Genomic DNA, 2500 nt, shown 5'->3' on the forward strand with positions numbered 1-2500 from the left:
TGGTTGCGGGGGTAGGATTTGAACCTACGGCCTTCAGGTTATGAGCCTGACGAGCTACCGGGCTGCTCCACCCCGCGGTGGTATTGGTGATGTTGGTGTTGTGGGAGTGATGAGTGGGCTAGGGGACCTGGCGGCGACCGACTTTTCCGCACCTTGAGGTGCAGTATCATAGGCGCTGAGGGATTTCACGGCCGAGTTCGGGAAGGGATCGGGTGTAGGGCCCTCGCAATGGCCACCAGGTCTTCTAGCCCACCCAGTCTTTTTGAGAGTGGGTGGAGGTTGGTGTTTTATGAGTGTGGCTGATTTCTGTGCATGTGTTTGATGTGAGAAGTATGAGCGATTAGGACCGGTTAGCTGCATGCATTACTGCACTTTCACACCCGGCCTATCAACGTGATGGTCTATCACGGCTCTATGAGACCTCGTTTTGAGGTGGGTTTCCCGCTTAGATGCTTTCAGCGGTTATCCCGTCCACACTTAGCTACCCGGCTGTGCCACTGGCGTGACAACCGGTGCACCAGAGGTATGTTCATCCCGGTCCTCTCGTACTAGGGACAAATCCTCTCAAGTCTCTTACACCCACGGCAGATAGGGACCGAACTGTCTCACGACGTTCTAAACCCAGCTCACGTACCACTTTAATCGGCGAACAGCCGAACCCTTGGGACCTGCTCCAGCCCCAGGATGTGATGAGCCGACATCGAGGTGCCAAACCTCCCCGTCGATGTGGACTCTTGGGGGAGATCAGCCTGTTATCCCTAGAGTACCTTTTATCCGTTGAGCGATGGCCCGTCCACGTGGGACCACCGGATCACTATGGCCGACTTTCGTCTCTGCTCGAACTGTCATTCTCGCAGTCAGGCGGGCTTATGCCATTGCACTCGACAGCCGGTTTCCGACCGGCCTGAGCCCACCATCGCGCGCCTCCGTTACACTTTGGGAGGCGACCGCCCCAGTCAAACTGCCCACCATGCAGGGTCCCGGACCAGGCTTACTGGTCTCGGTTAGACATCAGAAAAATTCAGGGTCGTATTTCAAGGGTGGCTCCACCGGTGCTGGCGCCCCGGCTTCAAAGCCTCCGACCTATCCTACACAGGATTTTCCTGATGCCACTGCAAAGCTGCAGTAAAGGTTCATAGGGTCTTTCCGTCTGACCGCGGGTACCCCGCATCTTCACGGGGAATTCAATTTCGCTGAGTCGATGCTGGAGACAGTGGGGAAGTCGTTACGCCATTCGTGCAGGTCGGAACTTACCCGACAAGGAATTTCGCTACCTTAGGACCGTTATAGTTACGGCCGCCGTTTACCGGGGCTTCAATTCAATGCTTGCACATCTCCTCTTAACCTTCCGGCACCGGGCAGGCGTCAGGCCCTATACGTCATCTCACGATTTCGCAGAGCCCTGTGTTTTTACTAAACAGTCGCTACCCCCTGGTCTGTGCCACCCAACCATGGTTGCCCACGATTGGGTCTCGTTTATCCCGAAGTTACACGAGCAATTTGCCTAGTTCCTTCAGCATCGTTCTCTCAAGCGCCTTGGTATTCTCTACCAGTCCACCTGTGTCGGTTTCGGGTACGGTCTATACGCCAGAGCTATTTCCTGGAATGGTCGAAAAGCCTGTTCAATCCGATAAGGACAGACAACATTTCTCATTCGTCACTTCTGGCAGGCCTAGGAATATTCACCTAGTTCCCATCGACTACGGCTCTCGCCCTCGCCTTAGGGGCCGGCTCACCCTGCGTGGATTAACCTTGCGCAGGAACCCTTGGACTTTCGGCGACAGTGTTTCTCGCACTGTTTGTCGCTACTCATGTCAGCATTCGCACTTCCGATATCTCCAGAGGGGGTCACCCCGCCTCCTTCGCAGACTTACGGAACGCTCCGCTACCGCGCATTCATAAGAATGCACCCACAGCTTCGGCACGTGGCTTGAGCCCCGTTACATTTTCGGCGCAGGGTTTCTAATAGACCAGTGAGCTATTACGCTTTCTTTAAAGGATGGCTGCTTCTAAGCCAACCTCCTGGTTGTTTTGGAATCCCCACATCCTTTCCCACTTAGCCACGATTTAGGGGCCTTAGCTGGTGGTCTGGGCTGTTTCCCTCTCGACAATGGACCTTAGCACCCACTGTCTGTCTGCCGGGCTATACTCCTGGGTATTCGGAGTTTGGTTAGGTTTGGTAAGGCTTTGGGCCCCCCTAGCCCATCCAGTGCTCTACCCCCCAGGGTAAACACCCGACGATCTACCTCAATAGATTTCGCGGAGAACCAGCTATCTCCGAGTTTGATTGGCCTTTCACCCCTAGCCACAGCTCATCCCCGACTTTTTCAACAGGCGTGGGTTCGGCCCTCCAGTGCGTGTTACCGCACCTTCAGCCTGGCCATGGCTAGATCACTCGGTTTCGGGTCTTCTGCCAGCAACTCATTCGCCCTATTCAGACTCGCTTTCGCTACGCCTACACCTAACGGCTTAAGCTCGCTGCAAACAGAAACTCGCTGAC

1 tRNA gene and 2 rRNA genes (1 of these 3 cut by a window edge) are annotated in these 2500 nt (G+C 55.2%); all 3 read right to left on the reverse strand.

Annotated elements, in window-relative coordinates:
- Nucleotides 1-77 (reverse strand) — tRNA-Met (locus GCE01_RS16335).
- Between the two features lie 48 nt (nt 78-125).
- Nucleotides 126-240, reverse strand: a 5S ribosomal RNA gene (rrf, locus tag GCE01_RS16340).
- 80 nt (nt 241-320) lie between these two features.
- A 23S ribosomal RNA gene (locus GCE01_RS16345) occupies nt 321-2500 on the reverse strand (it continues 557 nt past the right edge of the window).

The organism is Gluconobacter cerinus (assembly GCF_002723935.1).
Lineage (GTDB): Bacteria > Pseudomonadota > Alphaproteobacteria > Acetobacterales > Acetobacteraceae > Gluconobacter > Gluconobacter cerinus.